Raw genomic sequence first — 18,991 nt, 5'->3', positions numbered from 1 at the left:
AAAAATATTTTAATAATTAAACAAATAATAAAATAGAAATAAATAAACCTTGAAAAAATATAATCTTAATTAAAATAAACTCCATATATACTATATAAAGAGAAAATAAACATCAAACCATGTAACACGGTGTAATTTCATGATAAAAGTAGAACATTTAACAAAAATTTACAAACTAAAAGATAACAATATGATAAAAGCCCTCGATGATGTATCCTTCGAAGTAGAAGACCATGAAATATATGGAATAATGGGAGTAAGTGGCTCAGGAAAATCAACACTCATGAGAATATTAAGAGGAGTGGAACCATTCAATGAAGGAAAAATAATAATAGACGATCTAGAAATCACCCCAGATAATTACTCAGAATACAAGAATGACCTCAAAGAAAAAACAGCAATCCACCTGCAAAGATCATTCGGATTATGGTCAGCAACAGCCGCAGAAAATGTAATACACAAACTGGTAGGAATAAAAACAGGAGACGAGACAACAGCAAACATAGAAACAGTGAAAGATGAATACATGGACGAAGCACTGGATATACTAGACACTGTAGGATTAAAGGAAAAAGCAAACCATTTTGCACCAGTATTAAGTGGAGGAGAAAAACAGAGACTAGTACTAGCAAGACAACTAGCAAAGAAACCAGAAATACTACTATTAGACGAACCAGCAACAATGAGCAGCCCACATAAGAAGAAAGAAGTACTGGATACTATAAAAAGAATCAATGAAAAATATGGAACAACAATTATTATAGTATCACACCAGCCAGAAATACAGAGATACTTAACTAAAAGAACTATGTTAATCTTCAATGGAAAAGTACAGGAGATAAATGATACAAAAACAATAATCCAGGAATTCCTATCAGACGAAGAACCTGTATATCCTATAGCAGAAATGGACAGAACCCAACCTATAATAAAAGTAGAAAATCTAACAAGAGATTTCTACCTTTACCGCGGAGGACACGTACTAACAATCCAGAATGTAAGTTTCAACGTGAATAAGGGAGAAATACTATCAATAATCGGGCCAACAGGTTCAGGAAAAACAGAAATACTAAGAATGATAGCAGGATTTGAGGAACCGGATAGCGGACGAATAGAAATACTAACAGGTGATACATGGACCAGTATGAATGACTACGGAGAAAACCGTATGCAAATCAGGAAGAACATGGGATTTATGCATCAGGAATTTGCACTAACCCCACATACTCCTATACTAGAACAAATAGCATCCAAGTTATCACCAAAAATGGATGAAGTATACGATCAGGCAAATAAAAAAGCAGATGAACTAGGATTAAGCAAGGAAACACTAGATATACTATACCAGCTAACCGATATTTCAAGAACAGAGGCAATAGAAAAACTACAGAAAATAAATTTAAGTTCAGAGATATTAGACTTATTATTCCCAAGTATAGACATAGAAAAAGTAATAGAATACAGTAAACCAGTGTTTGAAGCATTAGACCTACCACTACCACTACTAACAAGACAATTCATAGAATTATCTGGAGGACAAAAAGTAAGAGTAGCAATTGCAACAGTACTAGCATCAAACCCTGATATATTAATACTGGACGAACCATTCGGAGATCTTGACCCTGTAACATTAAGAACCGTGGCAAATTCACTTAAGAAAATCAATGAAAGATTAGAAACAACAATAATCATAGTAAGCCATACAATGGACTTTGTAAAAGAAGTATCAACACGCAGCATACTTATTAATAATGGTAAACTAATAACAGAGGGCAACCCTGAAACAGTTACAGATAAATTTATGGAAACAGAAAATATAGAATAAAGAGGAGTTATCGATATGATAGAAAAAATACTAGTACCAACAGATGGATCAGACTTATCAAAAAAAGCTGCAAAAAAGGCAATAGAACTAGCAAAAGGATTAGATGCTGAGATAATAGTAACTAATATTATGGATCAGAAGGCAACTATACCTTATGATGAACAGGAAAAAAGAGCCCATGAATATGTACAGGAAATTATTGACATGGCAGTAGCTGAGGATGTTAAAACAAGCAGTATGATCATATTTGGAAGTCCTAATTATGATATTATGACTGTTACACTAAAAAGTGAGGCAGATATGATTGTTATTGGTACCCATGGAAATACTGGCCTTAAATCATCAATCCTTGGTAGTTTTGCACAGGCTACTCTTAAAAATGTGGATTTACCAATATTACTTGTAAAATAACACAAATCAACCCCCATACTTTTTCTACTATTTTTTTATTATATAATTATTTATTGATGAAATTAAACAATCAAATATGTCATCTATGGAGTTAAATGTATAATCACTTTCTTTGTTAAATAATGTGTTAAATAATTGTGTAGCTGGTACTTTTATATCATTAAGTTCTAGTAGGCCTACCTGTACTTCATCTATTAGGTTTATTAAACAGCTTATTAGTGCTATTTTCTCTGAGTTATTATTAAATTCATAGAAGAGTGTTGCATATTCAGTTCTACTTATATTCTCAGTTTTATCAAAAAGTGTGTCGAAGTATATATTAAATCTTGATAATCTGCTTAGTATTGTTTTCTGGTATTCGGTACTCATTGCTGTTTGTAAATATAATGCTTTTCTGGTTGCTTCTTGAACTGATTTTGCTATTAGTTCTCCTAATTTGGAGTGTTTACCTGCATTTTCTATATGATTATCGCTAGATTTGTTTGATATGATACATATTCCATCAGTACCTGTGCCTGTTGCTATGTTTGTGGAGTATTGGCTTTCTAGTTTTAAATCCTCCAATATACTGGTTTTTGCCTCGGTTGCTGTTATTATTCCTGTTACTAGTGCTCCTGGTTCTAGGTTACAATTTACTATTGTTATTATATTTATGGTACCTATGTCTAGGTAGTATTTATTATTATATTCATAGAATGATGCTGAATCTCCTGCTTTTACTCCATTTTTATCTGCTCCTGCAGTTACGATTGTTGTTACTTGTAATTCTTTATATGTCTTGGTTGATATAGCATAGTTGTCCATACATGCTGAAGTTATTAGGCCAGTTGATGTTTCTGGGTTTAAGCCTAAATGTTTCATATAGTTCTTCTGGAATTCAATGTATCCTTTGTGTTCTATGTCGTTATAATCATTTCCTTCTATTGACTGATTTACTATGTGTGTCATGTTTTCTTGATATCCTGCATTTAGCCATGATGATATTATCAGGTTATTATCTACTTTTGATTCAATGATTATTGCACCATCACGTTTTATGATGTTAAAATTTTTATTAGAATATATTGTTTTAGAATAATAATTACTCATATAGTACTCCTAGTAATATGGTTAATAATTAATAAAAAAAATAAAAAAATAGTTTAATATAATAGTCCTTAGCGGAGTCGAACCGCTGTCACAAGATCCAGAGTCTCGTAGGATTGCCACTACCCTAAAGGACTAATTATGTATTAGTAACATAATACTAATATAATAATTTGTTAATCATGATATTTAAATTTTATTCTAAGGAATAATAGAATTATGAAAAGAAATAATGAGAGCTAATTTTCTTGCTAACAAATAGGAATCAAACAGAAAAAAATGATACAAATGTTACATAATTTAGTATTTTTAATTAAACGTGACAATAAATAAGCATAGCTTATTAAAACTATAAATATTAATAAAAAATATAAATAGATAACAGATAATAAAAATAAGAAAAAAATATAAATGTGATTTAGATATGGACGAAAACAGAGGTTTATTAATCGGAAGAATGCAACCAGTTCATAATGGACATATTAGTGTAATACAAGAAACACTAAAAGAAGTAGATGAACTAATAATAGGTATAGGTAGTGCAGAAAAAAGCCATACAGACTCCAACCCCTTCACAGGAGGAGAAAGAATATTAATGCTGACGAAAGCACTACGAGAACATAAAATAGACTCCTCACGATATTACATTATACCACTAGAAGACATATCCTGCAATTCACTATGGGTAGGACATGTTAAAATGCTAACACCACCCTTCTGCAGAGTATACTCAGGAAACAGCCTAGTACAACAATTATTCGAGGAAGACAACATGAAAGTAGTGCAGCCACCACTATTCAATCGTACAATATACTCAGGAACAGAAGTAAGAAGAAGAATGTTAAACAATGAAGACTGGGAAGCACTACTACCAAAATCCGTGGTAAATGTAATAAAGGAAATAAAAGGAGTAGAACGCATCCGAAAACTACATAAAAAGGAAGTTAGTGAACTAGTACAATAAACAATAAAATATAATACAAAATCAACAATAATAAAACAAGAGATGTTGAGAATGGGATTTATAAGAGACAGCATTCATGGCGACTTACACCTAACAGATTTTGAATTAAAAATACTAGACACCGTCGAAATGCAGAGACTAAGACGCATAAAACAACTAGGATTCACAAACCTAGTATATCCTGGAGCAAATCACACCCGATTCGAACATTCAATAGGCACCCTTTTCCTAGCAAACAAGATAGGAACACAACTAGAACTAGACAATGAAATAATAGAACTACTTAGAGTCTGCGGATTACTACACGACATAGGACATGCCCCATTTTCACACGTATCTGAAAGAGCACTAAAACATGATCATGAAACAGTAACCAAGGAAATAATCAGTGATTCCACAATAACCGATATAATAAATGATAAATTCGACACCAAGCTCATAACAAGCATAATTGATGGCGACACAAAGTATGGTAAAATAATCTCAGGAGACCTTGACGTAGACCGGATGGACTACCTGATGAGAGATTCCTACTACACTGGTGTGGCATATGGTATTATAGATACAGAACGGCTGATATACAGTTTAACATATGAGGGAGATGACCTAGTACTATCAGATAAGGGCGTACAAGCAGCAGAATCAACACTACTAGCCCGTTACTTCATGTATCCTACAGTATATCAGCATCATACAACAAGAATAGTAAACAGTATGTTCAGAGTATCACTAAAAAGACTACTGGAAGACAAAGTAGTAACAGAAGAACAACTAAGATACATCGATGATGGAGACCTAATCAACATAACAAGAAACACGAAAGGATTACCTGAAGAAACCATGCGAAACATAGACACAAGACACCTATACAAGCGGGCAGACAATATACACCTACAACAATATGAAGATCCCGGAAAAATAGTGGAAATGGACAAGAAATATCTACGAGAAGCAGAAGAAGCAATAGCATACAAGCTAGACTTAAGTCCAGAGGAAGTAATAATAGACATGCCTGAGGAATTATCATTCAAAAAGATGAGTATACAAGTAAAAACATATCATGGCCTAAGACCATTATCAGAGGTATCAACAATCATAGATTCATTAAAGAAAGCTCAGTACAACTATGCAGACCTATCCTTATACATGTCCAAGGAAAATAAACAAAAAGCAATAGATAAAAATATTAAAATAGAAGACTACTTAACTCTACCAGTGTGATTTCCATGAAAATAAAAAAACGAATAAAAGCAAAACTAACCAAGAATGAATACCGCAGCATAGTAGACAAGGTAATCCAGTACAACCAAAGACATGGAAAACTACCTACATATATCACATACGGTGATGAAAAAATATACAAGAATGAATACATGGAAGCCATTGAATACGCGAACAAATTCATACTAGAAAATGGTAGAAATCCAGAAAAAGTAGTAATCTATGAGAAAAAACATAATCACTAAAAAAAAATCTTACACTATTTTTTATTTAATAATAACTTTTTTTAACATTTAAAAAAAAAAAATAAAATATTTTTTTGGAGAAGAAAAATAGTATAATCATTAAAAGTATTCTTTTTTATATACTATTATAATTAAAAAAAAGGGGCTTAAATTAAAGTCTAACTCTATTGTCTTGGATGATAGTTAGGACTTTCATTAGTAATAGTTATATCGTGAGGATGGCTTTCAGACATACCATTAGGAGTTATATGTACTAATTCTGCTTTTTCATGCATTTCATCTATTGATTTAGCACCAACATAACCCATGGATGATTTAAGACCACCCATTAACTGGTATACAATTTGGCTAGCTTCTCCCTTATAAGGAACAACACCCTCAATACCTTCAGGTACTAGTTTAGTAGAGTTCATGTTACTACCAGAGTTCTGGAAGTATCTGTCTTTTCCAGCACCTACTCCACCAGTCATAGCACCAAGAGAACCCATTCCACGGTATTGTTTGAATTTTCTACCATTTCTAATAGTCATCTCACCAGGGGACTCTGTAGTACCAGCTAGTAAACTACCAATCATAACAGCATTAGCTCCTACTGCTAGTGCCTTAGCAATATCACCGGAGTATCTTAGTCCACCATCAGCTATTACTGGTACACCGTAATCCTCTGCTACATCAGCAACACTGGATACTGCACTAAGTTGTGGTACTCCTACACCTGCTACAATTCTAGTTGTACAGATGGATCCAGGACCTATACCTACTTTTATACCATTAATTTCTGCTTTAAGTATGTCCTCTGCAGCTTTTGCTGTTGCAATGTTACCTAGTAATACATCAGATTCTACGTTTTTATTCATTTCACGTACTGATTCTATGATATCAGTTTTATGTCCATGTGCACTGTCAATAGCAATAATATCTGCTCCAGCATCACTTAATGCCATAGCTCTTTCCATGTCAAAAGGTCCACATGCTGCTGCTACAAGGTATCGGCCATTTTTGTCACGTACAGCATTGCTGTATTTTTTACGTTCAAGAATGTCCTTCATTGTTACTATACCAACAATTTCATTATTGTCAGAAACTACTGGTAATCTTTCAACCTTATTTTCATATGCTAGGTCTAGTGCTGTCTCAGTATCAGTATCCTCTGATATTGTTACTACATTATGGGTCATTGCTTCACTAACTTTTCTGTTTAGTCTTTTTCCCCTTAATGGTTTAATATCTCTACGGCTGATAATACCTACCACTATGTCATTATCATCTACTACAGGTAATCCACTGATTTCTTCTATATCCATGATTTCCTGTGCATCTTCAACTGTTTCATCTGGAGATATTGTTATTACTTCTCTTACAGTTAATTCATTAGCATATTTAACTTTTTTAACTTCTTTAACTTCTTGTTCTATTGTTAAATTTCTGTGAATTACTCCTAATCCACCTTCTCTTGCTAGAGATATTGCCATACTGGATTCTGTAACAGTATCCATTGCAGAACTAACTACTGGTAAGTTTAAATCATAATTTGTTGACACTTTTGTGTTTAATGTAACATCTTTTGGCTCTATACTTGATAATCCTGGTTTTATAAGAAAATCATCAAATGTATATGTGTCTTCTGCCTTTGTTAATTTATCTGTATATTTACTCATATTATGCCCCTTTTTATATCAATCCACAATTATAATTTACATTTTGATAATTAAGAAAACAACATAATTTTCAAAATATCTATTAGTAATATCTATATCTAAAATATTAATTAAATGTATCTTTTAATTTTCTTACTAATTCATGATTAATGGTACCCTTGTTTCTGTCTCCACCTGTGCAAACACAGCCACGCACACCCATTATATCACAGTTAATGTCCTCTAGTAATTGTACATCACCCTCATTAACTGAGCCTGCTAGTGCTACTTTTAGATTATAATCATGAGATTTATCTACAAAGTTTTTTAGCTGGTCCTTGTTTAAGTGGTCTGTTAATCTATGACCATCTTTAATGTATGTGTCAAGCATTGCTATGTCACATCCAGTATCATGTGCAACTTCTGGTATTTGTTCTGATTCTACTGAGCCAACCTTGTATGCATCAGCATATCCACAGGCAACTACTGTTATTGAGTCATCATAGTCATGAATTGTCTTTGTTACAGCATTCATCACATCTGCTGCTTCATCATAATTTTTAGGTCCATATAATCCTACTTTAACATAGTTTGACCCAGATACTGCACTTCCTAGTGCTGCTAAGGATACTGTTCCAGGTTTGTATGGTACATCACCTATTGTTGTACTTATAATCATGTTTTCAGCATAGTCACTTATTTCCCTGATAACCCATGGGAAATTTGCTCCTAAAGATCCTTCTTTAGGATTTTTAACATCTAGAATATCTGCTCCACCTTTTACTGCTTCTTTTGCTTCTTCCAGATTTATAGCACTTACTAGTAGTTCCATTCAATCAACCCCCATATTGATTGTATACTAAAAAAAAGAGATTAATCTAGAATACTTTTAATTCTTCTAGTATTTTTTTTCTCTCTTTTTTTAGTTCTTCTATTTTTTCTTCATTTTCAGCCTTATTTTCTTTTTCTAACATTGTGATTGTATTAGTTATAGCTTCTAATGTTAATTCTAATGAATTATATACCATTTTTAATCTAACCTTTAAGTTTATTTTGTATGATAATTATTAGTAATCTTTAATGTTTCTTGTTACAGGTAATTTTCTTAGCCAGCCTATATCACTCTGGTATAGCATTCTGATATCTTCTATTCCATATCTCATCATTGCTAGTCTTTCTATTCCTAGACCAAATGCTGCTACCTGTGTTTTTATACCTAGTGGTTCTAGTACTTCTGGTCTGAACATTCCAGATCCGCCTAGTTCCATCCAACTCTTCTTTTCTGGTACATAAATCTCTGATTCTATTGAGAGGTATGTGTATGGGAAGTATGCTGGTCTGAATCTTACCTTAAATCCTAGTTTTCTGTAGAATTCTTTTAGGATTCCTAGTAAGTTTTTAAAGCTCATGTCATCTCCAGCTACTATTCCTTCTACTTGATGGAATTCTGGTAGGTGTTTGTAGTTGATTGTTTCTCGTCTGAATACTCTTCCTACTGAGAACATTTTTAGTGGTGGTTGATGTTCTGATAGGTATCTTACTGATAATCCAGTTGTATGTGTTCTTAGAACCATTTGTTTTGCAACATCTTCATTCCATTTATAGTTCCATCCTTCTGAGCCAGTGTTTCCACCGTGTTCATGTTCTGCTCTTGTTTTTTCTACTAATTCTCTGCTTGGTAGTTTTGCTGTTGGGGGATTACTTACATAGAATGTGTCCTGCATTTCTCTTGCTGCATGGTCCTGTGGCTGGAATAACATGTCGAAGTTCCAGAATGCTGATTCGAGTATTGTTCCTTTTGCCTCGTCAAATCCCATGTCTATGAATATGCTTCGTATTTCCTCGATTGTTTGTTGTAGTGGATGTATTTTTCCAGGATAGTTCTTTGGTGCAGATGCTGTTATATCATATCCTCTGTAGTGTAGGTCTTTCCATGTTCCATTTTTTAGTTGTTCATGTGTTAGTTGTGTTGCCTCGTTTTGTATTGTGAATCCTTCATCTAGTATTTCTTTTCCTAGTTCATTTAGGTCGAATTGGAAGTCCTGTGTGGTTTTTATGTCAAAGAGTTCTCTACGTTTCTGGAATTCTTTACGTAAATCCTTGAATTCATCTGGTAAGTTTTCTTCTGCTACTTGTCTGTTTTTTGCTAGATAGTTGAGGAATTTTACTTGTGGTAATTCTTTTATATTTGCTTCTTTTCCTTCTTCTGTTATTGTGAGTTTTCCTTTGTTCATTCTTGCCCAGTTATGGCGCATGAGTGTTCCTATTGAGAAGTTCATTTGTTGTTTTGTTACACCTGCTTTTTCTATGACATCAGCTAGTGGTACTTCCTCTATTCCTTCTTCTGAGAATTCCTGTAATGCCTTGAGTATTTTATGTTCTGGTAATCCATTAAGTGCGTAGTCTTTTCCTTCATCAGATAGGCTTATATACTCATTTATCTTTTTATGAACTGTGATTATGTCTTTTGCTTCAAGCATTCCTGCTGCACTAGTTACTGCTTTTATTGGCATTTCTTCGAGTTCTGCCATATCCTCTGGTGATATGTCTGAATCCTTTGATAGTCCATCTAGGAATTTCTTTTCATATTCGTGTAGTTCATTTATTATTTTATCTATTTTCAAGTATTTTTCCTCCCAATTCATTATTTTATATGCCTGTTTCTAGGTATTTATCTACTAATCCTACAAAGAGTGATGCTGCCGTGAAATCAGCGGTTGTTCCAGGATTGTATTTATTATTTCTTAGAAATATGTCGAAACTTTTTAGTTCTGATAATCGTTCCTTTGTACCTATTTCTGTTTCATTTAGTATTATATTAGCTCTTTTGGATACATCTTCTGCTACTTTCTCACCATATTTTCTATTTATTAAGGTGTCTGGAGTGTTAGCTAATATTGTTAAGTATATTTCCAGTGTCACATCATTACGTGAGTACTTTTCATCATACTTCTTAAATACTGGATATCCTTGACTTAGAATTACTGGTAGTCCGTTTATTAGTTCATAGGATATTTTATCATATTTTGAAGACATTTCTAGTAGTTTATGCATGTTAATATGATTTTTTCTTATATCATCCAGTGTGTTCTTATTATTTACATCATATTCTGATGTTTTATTGTCCATTCCACCTGCATTTGCTAATACAATTGCCTTAACTAATGCTATTGCATCATCAGATTCTGTGTTTTTTAGAATAGTATCTATAGCTTTTGGTAGATTTTTTATTGAATCTTCCTCTGATAATGCTCCAAAAGTAGCTGCTATTGGTACTAATAACATGCTTATTCCAAGATTAGTGTTGGTTTTTACTAGGTTATTAGTTTCTTTTATACAGCCAAGTATGCATTCACCTATATTTATTGCATTTAGCATGTTAGGATAGTATTTTGATCCATTATATGCTGCTATATACAAGTTTTCACGTATGGATGCACTACTTATTAAGAAATCTTCATAGGTCATATCTTCAAAGTCCTGTGTTCTATGAACATTACCTGGCTTGGGATATGCACTAACTTCAAGTAGTGTAGCTATTTCTCCTAGTTTAGCTATATCTTGACTAGTTAACATCATAGGTATTGTGTCTCCTATATAATCATATGATTAAATGAAAAATAATTTATTAATTATCCTTGGTAGATGTTTATCATTTAAAAAGGATAAGTTATTAAAATATAATATTATAAGTTTTATTATAGTTTTAATTTATGTTGAAACTTAATAATTAAACTTCTGTTAAATTTAATAATAAAATAATAAAATAAGGAAGGTGAGGTTAGTGAATTAGACTATTCTATGTCTAATAATTGTGGTACAAAGTAACTGATTATCATATCTGCGCCTGCACGTTTAATTGATAGTAATGATTCATATAATAAATCAGTTGTAATGTATCCTTTTTCAATACCTGCTGTTATCATGGAGTATTCTCCACTTACCTGGTATGCTATTGTTGGCATTTTAAATGTTTGTTTAACTTCTCTTAATACATCTAAGTATGGAAGTGCTGGTTTAACTATGATTGCATCTGTTCCTTCTTGTACGTCAAGTTCTACTTCTCTTATAGCTTCATTAAAGTTAGCTGGATCCATCTGATATGATTTACGATCTCCAAAGCTTGGAGTTGAATCAGCTGCATCTCTGAATGGTGCATAATAACTGGATGCGTATTTTGCTGCGTAGGAGAATATTGGTACATTTATGAAGTCATTATTATCTAATCCTTCACGTATTGCTAGTACTCTTCCATCCATCATGTCACTTGGTGCAACTACATCTACACCTGCTTCCGCATAGCTTACTGCTATTTTGGATAGGTATTTTAGTGTTTCATCATTTTGGACATATTGGTCTTTTATTATTCCGCAGTGACCGTGGTCGGTGTATTCACACATGCAAACATCTCCTAGTACAACTAGGTCTGTTTGTTCTTTTAGTCCTTTGATTGTTTGTTGTATGATTCCGTCAGGGTCATATGCACTTGAACCATATTCATCTTTATGGTCTGGTATTCCGAAGAGAATTACTGAGGTTAGTCCACTATCTTCTAGTAGTCCTGCAAAGTCTATAGCATCATCTACTGAGTACCTGTATTGTCCTGGCATTGTACTTATTTCTTCTGGTTTTCCGTCTTCTGCTGATTCTTTAATGTATAATGGATAGATAAAATCACTAATATCTACACTTGTTTCACGAAACATGCTTCTAATTCTTTCATCTGTCCTCATACGTCTCATTCTTGTTACTGGAAACATTAATAAATCCCTCTTATAAATTTCAATTTCTTATTAAATAATATATAGTTTATTTTATATTACCTTTTAAACAATTAACCAAGCACTAAAATTCCTGGAGACATAAGAAGTCATAGATAATCTTAGCAGCATTCACACTAGTAGAATCACCAATAGTATCAGATGATACCTCAACTAAATCCATACCAATAGTTTCCTTAGGAGCTAACACCTCAATAAAATCCTCCATGTCACGTGGAGTTAAACCACATGGAGCAGGTGTACCTACTGATGGAGCATAAGCAGGATCTAACACGTCAATATCAACTGTGAGATATACGGGACCCTTAACCTTCTCTAACACTCCTAGTACAGATTCTTTATCATCCTGAATATCCTGACTAGTATAATATGATATATTATCCTGACTTTTCACATACTGGTATTCATCATACTCTGCAGATCTGATACCTAACTGTATAATTTCCTTAGGATTCATCTCATGCACTCTTCTAAGTACAGATGCATGTGAATATATTTCACCAAGATAAGTATCTCTCATATCAAAATGAGCATCAAAATGAATAACAGTTAAATCATTAAAGTATTCCTCATCATAATCATGAATAGCGCCAAGTACGCCAGCAGTTATAGTATGCTCTCCACCCATTGCTATAGGAGAAAGACCCATATCAATAAGAGATAAAACTGTATCCTTTATCATATAATCTGTTTCCTCATAATTACCATAATTAACCTGTACATCACCAATATCATAATTATAACATGATAATGATGTATCATATCTTAAATTATATGCCTCAAAATTATATGATGCTTCTCTTATTGCTTTAGGACCATAACGGGAGCCTGCCCTATAACTAGTGGTACTGTCAAATGGAATTCCCATCAATGCATATCCCGGCTCATAATCATTATCATCTAATTGTTCTGAAAAAGCAAATCTCATCATATTATCTGCATAAAAAAACATTATTACTCACTTCCCTCTAAAGTAAAATAATTAAATTATTAAAATTTTATACTAAAAAAAAGATTGTTTAATTTCTAGACTCTTATAAAAAAGAATAGGAGATTATTATTAGAAATCAAACAATGTAGTCTGTTTGGATTTCTTCTTATTCTTTTTCTTATCCTTATTTAAAGATTTTTTCTGTGGTTTTTCTTCCGTATTCTTATCTTCTCTGGTTTTCTGTGATTTTTCAGGTTTCTTACTTGTCTTTGTTGTTTTCTTTACTTGTTTTTTCTTTGTATCATTATTACTTGTTTTATCTGTATCCTTTTTAGTTGTCTTATCAGTTGTTTTTGTTTCTTGTTTCTTAGTAGTGGCTGATTTCTTTGTTTCCTGTTTTGTTTTGTCCATTTTTGCCTGTTCTTTCTTCTGTTTCTGGATTTCTTTTTCTTCTAGTTCTTGCTGTTTTCGTAGCTCCTTGATTCTTTTCTTCTCTACTGAAGCAGGTATCTTTCTTGAACGGAATAATTTTACTTCATCATCCTCAAGTTGGAAGTATTCTTTAAGATCATATGCTATTTCATTATCTTTAAAGAGTTCTTCATAGAATGGTAATTGTTTCTCTAATTCTTTTGGTGATGTGTGTAGCTTTTCACTCATCTTATGAGTTACTGCTTCTTTAAGATTTTTATTCTTTCGACTCTTTGATAGTTTCTTATAGACTGTTGAATTAGAATATCTGGTGAATTTCTTATAGGTCTTTTCTTTAGCAGCTGCTACTCCTCTACCCATAAATAGGAAAGCATATTTCCAGTATGTATAATTCTGTGTTCTGAATGCTCTTCCAAGATTTACATCAGCTAGTGAAATCATGTCATATGCCTTTGCAATTTCATCAACTCTTTCATATTCCCGTGGAATATTTTCTGCTAGTAATTCTATGAGAAATTGTGGCTGTGCATCTACACGCATTGCATCACGGATATGGTCAGGGTTTTTACTTTTAAGCACTGTTCTTACTGTGTCGAAGATATTTTGTTCTCCATCTTTCTCTGATATTACAGCAACGCTCTCTTTAGTAATATTTCTATTACTGTCCACTACTGCTTCTAGGCTAGTTATTGCTGAACGTAGGTCCCCACTGCTCTGTTTACTTAGTTCTTTTAATGCTTCAGGGTCATATGTTATGTCTTCATGTGCACATATCTTTTTGAGTCGTGCATTTATTGAGTTTGTATGAATTTTTGTAAATTTGATTGCCTGACATTTACTTTTTATTGATGATAATCGTTTACTGTAGGGGTCATTTGCCATCATTATGATTGGCTGTTTTGTGTTTTTTATTGTATCATTAATTGCACGTACTCCTCCGGAGTCGTCACGTCCGCTTATACCATCAACCTCATCCATAATCAGTAGTTTATATCCTGACTGGAATAAACTTCTTGTTTTTGATGCTTCTCCTATTGAACGTTTAAGTATGTCATAGGATCTTTTGTCACTAGCGTTTACCTCTATTGTTTCAGAAAAATATTCTTCTCCAATTAAATGTGCTATTGTGGTTTTTCCGATTCCTGGTGGACCCATTAATAATAATGGTTTCTGAGGATTGCCGTGTAGCCATTTATTAGCCCATACTTCTATTTCTGCCTTTGCTTTGGCATTTCCAAGTACGTCACCTAATGTTTTAGGTGCATATTTTTCTACCCATTTCAATTTTATGCATCCTGTTTAACTATTAAAAATTTACTTAATAAAGCTTCTAATTGTAATCTTGGATTAGATCCTTCTCTTATTCTGTAGTCACATTCACTCATGTATTCCATTATTTTTACAAAGCTTTCTTCTGGTATAATTCCTTCGTATGTCATCTGTGTTACTTCTTGGTAGAATTGTGTGATGAGGTCATCTCCACTTACTCCTTCCATTATCATTACATCTCTTAACAGGTCTCTTGCTCCCATGAAGTCTTTGTCTAATGCTTTGTTTATGATTTTTCGTACATCTTTTGGTTTTGCTCTGCTTATTACATCGTATACTGCTTCTTCTGTTACTTTGTTGTCTGTTGTTGTGGATGCTTGGAGTATGTTTATTGAGCGTCTCATATCTCCCTGAGTAAAGTATACTATGTTTTCTAGTGCTGATTGTTCTGCTTCTATTCCTTCTTGTTCTGCTATGTATTTTAGTCTTCTTATTATCTGTGCTGCTTTGATTGGTGTGAATCTGAATATCGCACATCTTGATTGTATTGGGTCTATAATTTTTGATGAGTAGTTACATGATAGTATGAAAGATGATGTTTTTGTGTACATTTCCATTTCTCTTCTTAGTGCTTGTTGAGCATCTTTTGTCATGTTGTCTACTTCATCTAGGAATATTATCCTGAATGGTGCTCCTACTGCTTTTAGTTTACAGAAGCTTTTTATTTCATTTCTTACTGTGTCTATTCCTCTTGCATCTGATGCATTTAGTTCTAGGAAGTTTTGTTGCCAGTAGTCTCCTAGTAATGTTTTTGCTAGTGCTAGTGCGCAGGTTGTTTTTCCTACTCCTGCTGTTCCTGTAAACATTATGTTTGGTAGGGAGTTTTCATCTACATATCTTTTTAATCGTTCAACTATGTGTTCTTGTCCTATTACTTCATCTAATGTTCGTGGTCTGTATTTTTCTACCCATGGAGTGTTCATTATATTAATCCGCCTAAATTTATGATTAAAAAATTATATTTTATTATATTAAGTTATTCTGTTATAATCTCGTTAGTTACTATATTTATTATTATTTTTTTATTATTTTTTCTAAGATTTCTTATTATTTTTTTTGTCAGATTAATTGAATTATCTGTTTATGGAAAATATGTTTTTTAGGAATTATCGTAGATATAGTGCTGTTAGTACTATTATGATTGATAATAGTATTGTTGTGCCCATTAACATGTTTACTATATTTCTTGGTTTCATAGATTCCACTTTTATAAAAATTAGTTATTAGAAAAAAATAAGGTTAAAGAAAGAATGGTGATGAAGAGTATATTGTTTTTATATACCGAGTAATTGTTTTTTCTTTTTGTCGAATTCCTCTTCTGTGATTATTCCATCTTCTTTTAGTTCATAGTATCTTCTTATTTCTTCAACTGGGTCTATTTTCTGTGTTTGTACTGGTTCTTCTATGTATTCTGTTTCTGGCTGATCTACTGGGAAATCAGGATTTTCATTTACTGGCATGTTTGGTTCTGGTGTGTTTTGTTGTGGTGCTCTTGGTGGTTGGTTGTTTGGTTCTAGATTATTTACTGGTGGTCTGTTGATGTTTGGGTTTTTGTTTGGATTTGTTACGTTTGGATTTGGTCTTGGCATTCCACTGTGATGTGGTTTTTGGTTTGGTTGATTTCTTTGTTGTTCTCTTTCCTTAAGGTTTAGGATTGTGTTGTAGAAACGTTGTAGTTCATCGTCATTATTGTCTACACCTGCAAATACGAAGTGTCTGCCTGATACTCCTACATGCATTTTTGGTTCGTTTATAAAATTTCCTTGGTCATAGCTTAATAGGTTGATGTCTGGTAATGGTATTGCTGTTGGTCTTTGACTTGATTCATATTGTTCTATGATTATCTGGTTTGATTCTAGTCTTACTGAGCATTTACCCATGCCATCAATTTTTACTATGCCTACTCCTTCTCCTTTCTGAATAAATGGGATGATTTTTTTATCGATTTCTATATTATTAAATAAAGCCATTGTTACCACGTTGTTTTATTATTAGTTATTTTTATTTCTGTTTTTTATGTTAATTAAAAATTTCAGTTGTTTTTCTTTAAATTGTTTTTTAGTGTTGTTTTTATTATTTGATTGTGATTGGTTTTTTGTTTTCTATTATTACTGTCATGAAATCCTCTGCGTATGTTGTATTTTCGAATATGTTTCGTGCTTCGTCAACTAATGGTTTTGAATCTGTGTATCTGTTAGATAAGTGTGTTATAATTAATTTTTCTACATTTGCCTGTTTTGCTATTTTTGCAGCATCTTCTGCTACCGTATGTCCGTTTTCTAATGATTTTTCTTTTATATCCTTTGTGAATGTTGCTTCATGAATAAGTAAATCTGCATCTTTTGCAAAGTCTATCATTGATTCCTGTGGAATAGTATCTCCACTGAAAACGAATTTAACACCTTTTCTTGGTGGTCCTAGTACTTCTTCTGGATTAATTACTTTATCATCTACAGTGACAGGTTTTCCTGCCTGTAGTTTTCCAAATAAGGGTCCTGGTGGAACTCCTAATTCTATTGCTTTATTTCTCAAGAATTTAGGTTGTCTGATTTCTTCGATTTTGTATGCATAATCAGGTACTGTATGCTTCATCTTTTTAGCCATTACTTTAAAATCATTTTGTTGATAGATTACAACATCATCATCTGTTATTTCATGTACAATTATTTCATATCCTATTGTACAGTAGCCTAGATGTCTTATATGGTCAAGTAGTTCTGTTATACCCTTTGGTCCATAGATGTTTAATGGTCTTGTTCTTCCACGGAATGCTAGTGATTGTATAATACCTGGTAATCCTAGTATATGATCACCGTGTAAGTGAGTGATGTATATATCATCTATCTTCATAGGACTTACTTCAGCTTTCATTATTTGTTTTTGTGTTGCTTCTCCGCAATCTAGTAGGATTGTTCTATTAGAAATCTTTACTATTATTGCTGTATGATTCCTTTTTCTTGTTGGTATTGCTGAAGCTGTTCCTAAAAAGGTTAATTCTATAATTTAAATAACCTCCCTTATGTTAGTTGTAAAAATAAATATATATTATCTAATAATTATTATGTTATTTCTATGATATTTAATTTAAGAAAACAGTGAAATATTTATAATAAATCCTTAGTAAATTGTTTTTAGTATTATTAATATATATTGTTATTAACTATCTAACAAGAGGGAAAGTGAAATTAATGGCTATTTTTAGTGATAATAGAATCATGGAAAATGTTTATGATGACATCGGTTTTGAAGATATAACAACTAACAGTTTAGTTAGTGAGGATAAATGGGCTCAGGCAGAAATAACATGTAAGGCTGATGGAATACTTGCAGGAATGGATGTAGCTCATTACATTATTGACCAGTTTAACTTAAATATATCAAACAGTTATCTTGATGGTGATGAAATTCATAAAGGTGACATTATACTTGAATTTGAAGGTAGAGCACGTGATATTTTAATGGCAGAACGTACTATTCTTAATTATCTTATGCATCTAAGTGGTATTGCCACCCTTGTACATGATACCTGTAAAAAAGTACATGAAGTAAACCCTGATGTTCGTGTTGCATGTACACGTAAAACAACACCGGGACTACAGAAACTTGAGAAAAAAGCTGTTGAGTTAGGTGGTGGTGATGCACACAGGTTTAAGTTAGATGATTGTGTTCTTATTAAAGATAATCATATACAGGTGGTAGGTAGTGTTATTGAAGCAATTGAATTAGCAAAGGCTAATGTTAGTTTCACTAAAAAGATAGAGATTGAAGTGGAAAATCTTGATGATGCTGTGAAAGCCAGTATGTTTGGAGCAGATATTATCATGCTTGATAACATGAATCCAACGGAAATCAACGAAGTACTTGAAACATTAAAAAAACGTATGTTACGTGACAATGTTATCATAGAGGTTAGTGGTGGTATTAATCCGGATAATATTATGGATTATGCAGGGTTAGATGTTGATGTTATATCAAGCGGTTTTATTACTAATAGTGCTAAGTCATTAGATATGGGTTTAGACATATTATAGATAATTTATCCTCCCCTGTTTACTACTTTTTTCCTTTCATTTAATAGTATTAAATCAGAATACAATTATTATTACTATTAATTTACTCGATATATACG

Annotated in this window: 18 protein-coding genes; 6 read left to right on the top strand and 12 right to left on the bottom strand. The window is 32.6% G+C overall.

The features are described from left to right. Window positions 1–139: 139 nt before the first annotated feature. Both OTK55_RS05075 and OTK55_RS05070 read left to right on the top strand, forming a co-directional pair. Window positions 140–1,825, top strand: a complete 1,686-nt coding sequence (locus OTK55_RS05075; RefSeq protein ID WP_274870984.1) for an ATP-binding cassette domain-containing protein — start codon at window positions 140–142, stop codon at window positions 1,823–1,825. Between the two features lie 15 nt (window positions 1,826–1,840). Beyond that, window positions 1,841–2,236 (top strand): universal stress protein, encoded by a 396-nt coding sequence (locus tag OTK55_RS05070; RefSeq protein ID WP_274870983.1) that lies wholly within the window; start codon window positions 1,841–1,843, stop codon window positions 2,234–2,236. A 27-nt stretch (window positions 2,237–2,263) separates the two neighbouring features. On the opposite strand, the gene OTK55_RS05065 is transcribed toward OTK55_RS05070, so the two are convergent. After that, complete coding sequence (locus OTK55_RS05065) at window positions 2,264–3,325, bottom strand: adenosylcobinamide amidohydrolase (RefSeq protein ID WP_274870982.1); 1,062 nt, start codon at window positions 3,323–3,325, stop codon at window positions 2,264–2,266. Between the two features lie 421 nt (window positions 3,326–3,746). Here OTK55_RS05065 and OTK55_RS05060 point away from each other — a divergent pair, with 421 nt between their 5' ends. From OTK55_RS05060 to OTK55_RS05050, 3 genes are read left to right on the top strand one after another with little or no spacing between them, the layout of a single operon-like run. After that, the gene (locus OTK55_RS05060; protein ID WP_274870981.1) at window positions 3,747–4,286 is read left to right on the top strand and encodes a nicotinamide-nucleotide adenylyltransferase; all 540 of its coding nucleotides are present in this window, start codon (window positions 3,747–3,749) and stop codon (window positions 4,284–4,286) included. Window positions 4,287–4,337: 51 nt separating this feature from the next. Next, the gene (locus OTK55_RS05055) at window positions 4,338–5,507 is read left to right on the top strand and encodes an HD domain-containing protein (protein WP_274870980.1); all 1,170 of its coding nucleotides are present in this window, start codon (window positions 4,338–4,340) and stop codon (window positions 5,505–5,507) included. Between the two features lie 5 nt (window positions 5,508–5,512). Continuing rightward, window positions 5,513–5,752 carry a pseudomurein-binding repeat-containing protein gene (locus tag OTK55_RS05050; protein WP_274870978.1) on the top strand — a complete coding sequence of 80 codons (240 nt, stop codon included), beginning with the start codon at window positions 5,513–5,515 and terminating at the stop codon, window positions 5,750–5,752. Window positions 5,753–5,916: 164 nt separating this feature from the next. On the opposite strand, the gene guaB is transcribed toward OTK55_RS05050, so the two are convergent. The 11 genes from guaB to rnz all read right to left on the bottom strand — a co-directional run bounded on the left by guaB (window position 5,917) and on the right by rnz (window position 17,862). After that, window positions 5,917–7,410, bottom strand: a complete 1,494-nt coding sequence (gene guaB / locus OTK55_RS05045) for an IMP dehydrogenase (RefSeq protein ID WP_274870977.1) — start codon at window positions 7,408–7,410, stop codon at window positions 5,917–5,919. A 106-nt stretch (window positions 7,411–7,516) separates the two neighbouring features. Further along, complete coding sequence (locus OTK55_RS05040) at window positions 7,517–8,221, bottom strand: (5-formylfuran-3-yl)methyl phosphate synthase (protein ID WP_274870976.1); 705 nt, start codon at window positions 8,219–8,221, stop codon at window positions 7,517–7,519. Between the two features lie 46 nt (window positions 8,222–8,267). Further along, window positions 8,268–8,417, bottom strand: coding sequence for a hypothetical protein (locus OTK55_RS05035; RefSeq protein ID WP_274870975.1), 150 nt, complete (start codon window positions 8,415–8,417; stop codon window positions 8,268–8,270). A gap of 39 nt (window positions 8,418–8,456) precedes the next feature. Next, complete coding sequence (gene pheS / locus OTK55_RS05030; protein WP_274870973.1) at window positions 8,457–10,013, bottom strand: phenylalanine--tRNA ligase subunit alpha; 1,557 nt, start codon at window positions 10,011–10,013, stop codon at window positions 8,457–8,459. 25 nt (window positions 10,014–10,038) lie between these two features. After that, a complete protein-coding gene (locus tag OTK55_RS05025; protein WP_274870972.1) occupies window positions 10,039–10,965 on the bottom strand; it encodes a triphosphoribosyl-dephospho-CoA synthase in 927 nt (308 codons plus the stop codon). Window positions 10,966–11,183: 218 nt separating this feature from the next. After that, window positions 11,184–12,149, bottom strand: a complete 966-nt coding sequence (gene hemB, locus OTK55_RS05020) for a porphobilinogen synthase (RefSeq protein WP_274870971.1) — start codon at window positions 12,147–12,149, stop codon at window positions 11,184–11,186. Window positions 12,150–12,234: 85 nt separating this feature from the next. Next, a complete protein-coding gene (gene speB, locus OTK55_RS05015) occupies window positions 12,235–13,122 on the bottom strand; it encodes an agmatinase (protein ID WP_274870970.1) in 888 nt (295 codons plus the stop codon). A 108-nt stretch (window positions 13,123–13,230) separates the two neighbouring features. After that, the gene (locus OTK55_RS05010; protein ID WP_274870969.1) at window positions 13,231–14,817 is read right to left on the bottom strand and encodes a replication factor C large subunit; all 1,587 of its coding nucleotides are present in this window, start codon (window positions 14,815–14,817) and stop codon (window positions 13,231–13,233) included. A gap of 2 nt (window positions 14,818–14,819) precedes the next feature. Then, window positions 14,820–15,785, bottom strand: a complete 966-nt coding sequence (locus OTK55_RS05005) for a replication factor C small subunit (RefSeq protein WP_274870967.1) — start codon at window positions 15,783–15,785, stop codon at window positions 14,820–14,822. Window positions 15,786–16,136: 351 nt separating this feature from the next. Then, window positions 16,137–16,832, bottom strand: a complete 696-nt coding sequence (locus OTK55_RS05000; protein WP_274870965.1) for an SHOCT domain-containing protein — start codon at window positions 16,830–16,832, stop codon at window positions 16,137–16,139. A gap of 103 nt (window positions 16,833–16,935) precedes the next feature. After that, window positions 16,936–17,862 (bottom strand): ribonuclease Z, encoded by a 927-nt coding sequence (gene rnz / locus OTK55_RS04995; RefSeq protein ID WP_274871774.1) that lies wholly within the window; start codon window positions 17,860–17,862, stop codon window positions 16,936–16,938. A 188-nt stretch (window positions 17,863–18,050) separates the two neighbouring features. Here rnz and nadC point away from each other — a divergent pair, with 188 nt between their 5' ends. Next, a complete protein-coding gene (gene nadC / locus OTK55_RS04990; protein WP_274870964.1) occupies window positions 18,051–18,893 on the top strand; it encodes a carboxylating nicotinate-nucleotide diphosphorylase in 843 nt (280 codons plus the stop codon). Window positions 18,894–18,991 lie beyond the last annotated feature (98 nt).

Origin of the sequence: Candidatus Methanosphaera massiliense (assembly GCF_028890305.1) — an archaeon.
GTDB classification, from domain to species: domain Archaea; phylum Methanobacteriota; class Methanobacteria; order Methanobacteriales; family Methanobacteriaceae; genus Methanosphaera; species Methanosphaera massiliense.
The sequence above is the reverse complement of the archived record's forward strand: the minus strand, read 5'-3'. Positions and strand labels throughout refer to the sequence as shown.

What these genes read in the sequence shown, in the direction of transcription:
- speB (WP_274870970.1), bottom strand. Translation starts at nt 13,122, where the DNA reads ATGTTTTTTTATGCAGATAATATGATGAGATTTGCTTTTTCAGAACAA.
- OTK55_RS05070 (WP_274870983.1), top strand. Translation starts at nt 1,841, where the DNA reads ATGATAGAAAAAATACTAGTACCAACAGATGGATCAGACTTATCAAAA.
- OTK55_RS05025 (WP_274870972.1), bottom strand. Translation starts at nt 10,965, where the DNA reads ATGTTAACTAGTCAAGATATAGCTAAACTAGGAGAAATAGCTACACTA.
- OTK55_RS05000 (WP_274870965.1), bottom strand. Translation starts at nt 16,832, where the DNA reads ATGGCTTTATTTAATAATATAGAAATCGATAAAAAAATCATCCCATTT.
- hemB (WP_274870971.1), bottom strand. Translation starts at nt 12,149, where the DNA reads ATGTTTCCAGTAACAAGAATGAGACGTATGAGGACAGATGAAAGAATT.
- guaB (WP_274870977.1), bottom strand. Translation starts at nt 7,410, where the DNA reads ATGAGTAAATATACAGATAAATTAACAAAGGCAGAAGACACATATACA.
- OTK55_RS05055 (WP_274870980.1), top strand. Translation starts at nt 4,338, where the DNA reads ATGGGATTTATAAGAGACAGCATTCATGGCGACTTACACCTAACAGAT.
- OTK55_RS05040 (WP_274870976.1), bottom strand. Translation starts at nt 8,221, where the DNA reads ATGGAACTACTAGTAAGTGCTATAAATCTGGAAGAAGCAAAAGAAGCA.
- OTK55_RS05075 (WP_274870984.1), top strand. Translation starts at nt 140, where the DNA reads ATGATAAAAGTAGAACATTTAACAAAAATTTACAAACTAAAAGATAAC.
- OTK55_RS05050 (WP_274870978.1), top strand. Translation starts at nt 5,513, where the DNA reads ATGAAAATAAAAAAACGAATAAAAGCAAAACTAACCAAGAATGAATAC.
- OTK55_RS05005 (WP_274870967.1), bottom strand. Translation starts at nt 15,785, where the DNA reads ATGAACACTCCATGGGTAGAAAAATACAGACCACGAACATTAGATGAA.
- OTK55_RS05065 (WP_274870982.1), bottom strand. Translation starts at nt 3,325, where the DNA reads ATGAGTAATTATTATTCTAAAACAATATATTCTAATAAAAATTTTAAC.
- OTK55_RS05035 (WP_274870975.1), bottom strand. Translation starts at nt 8,417, where the DNA reads ATGGTATATAATTCATTAGAATTAACATTAGAAGCTATAACTAATACA.
- OTK55_RS05060 (WP_274870981.1), top strand. Translation starts at nt 3,747, where the DNA reads ATGGACGAAAACAGAGGTTTATTAATCGGAAGAATGCAACCAGTTCAT.
- nadC (WP_274870964.1), top strand. Translation starts at nt 18,051, where the DNA reads ATGGCTATTTTTAGTGATAATAGAATCATGGAAAATGTTTATGATGAC.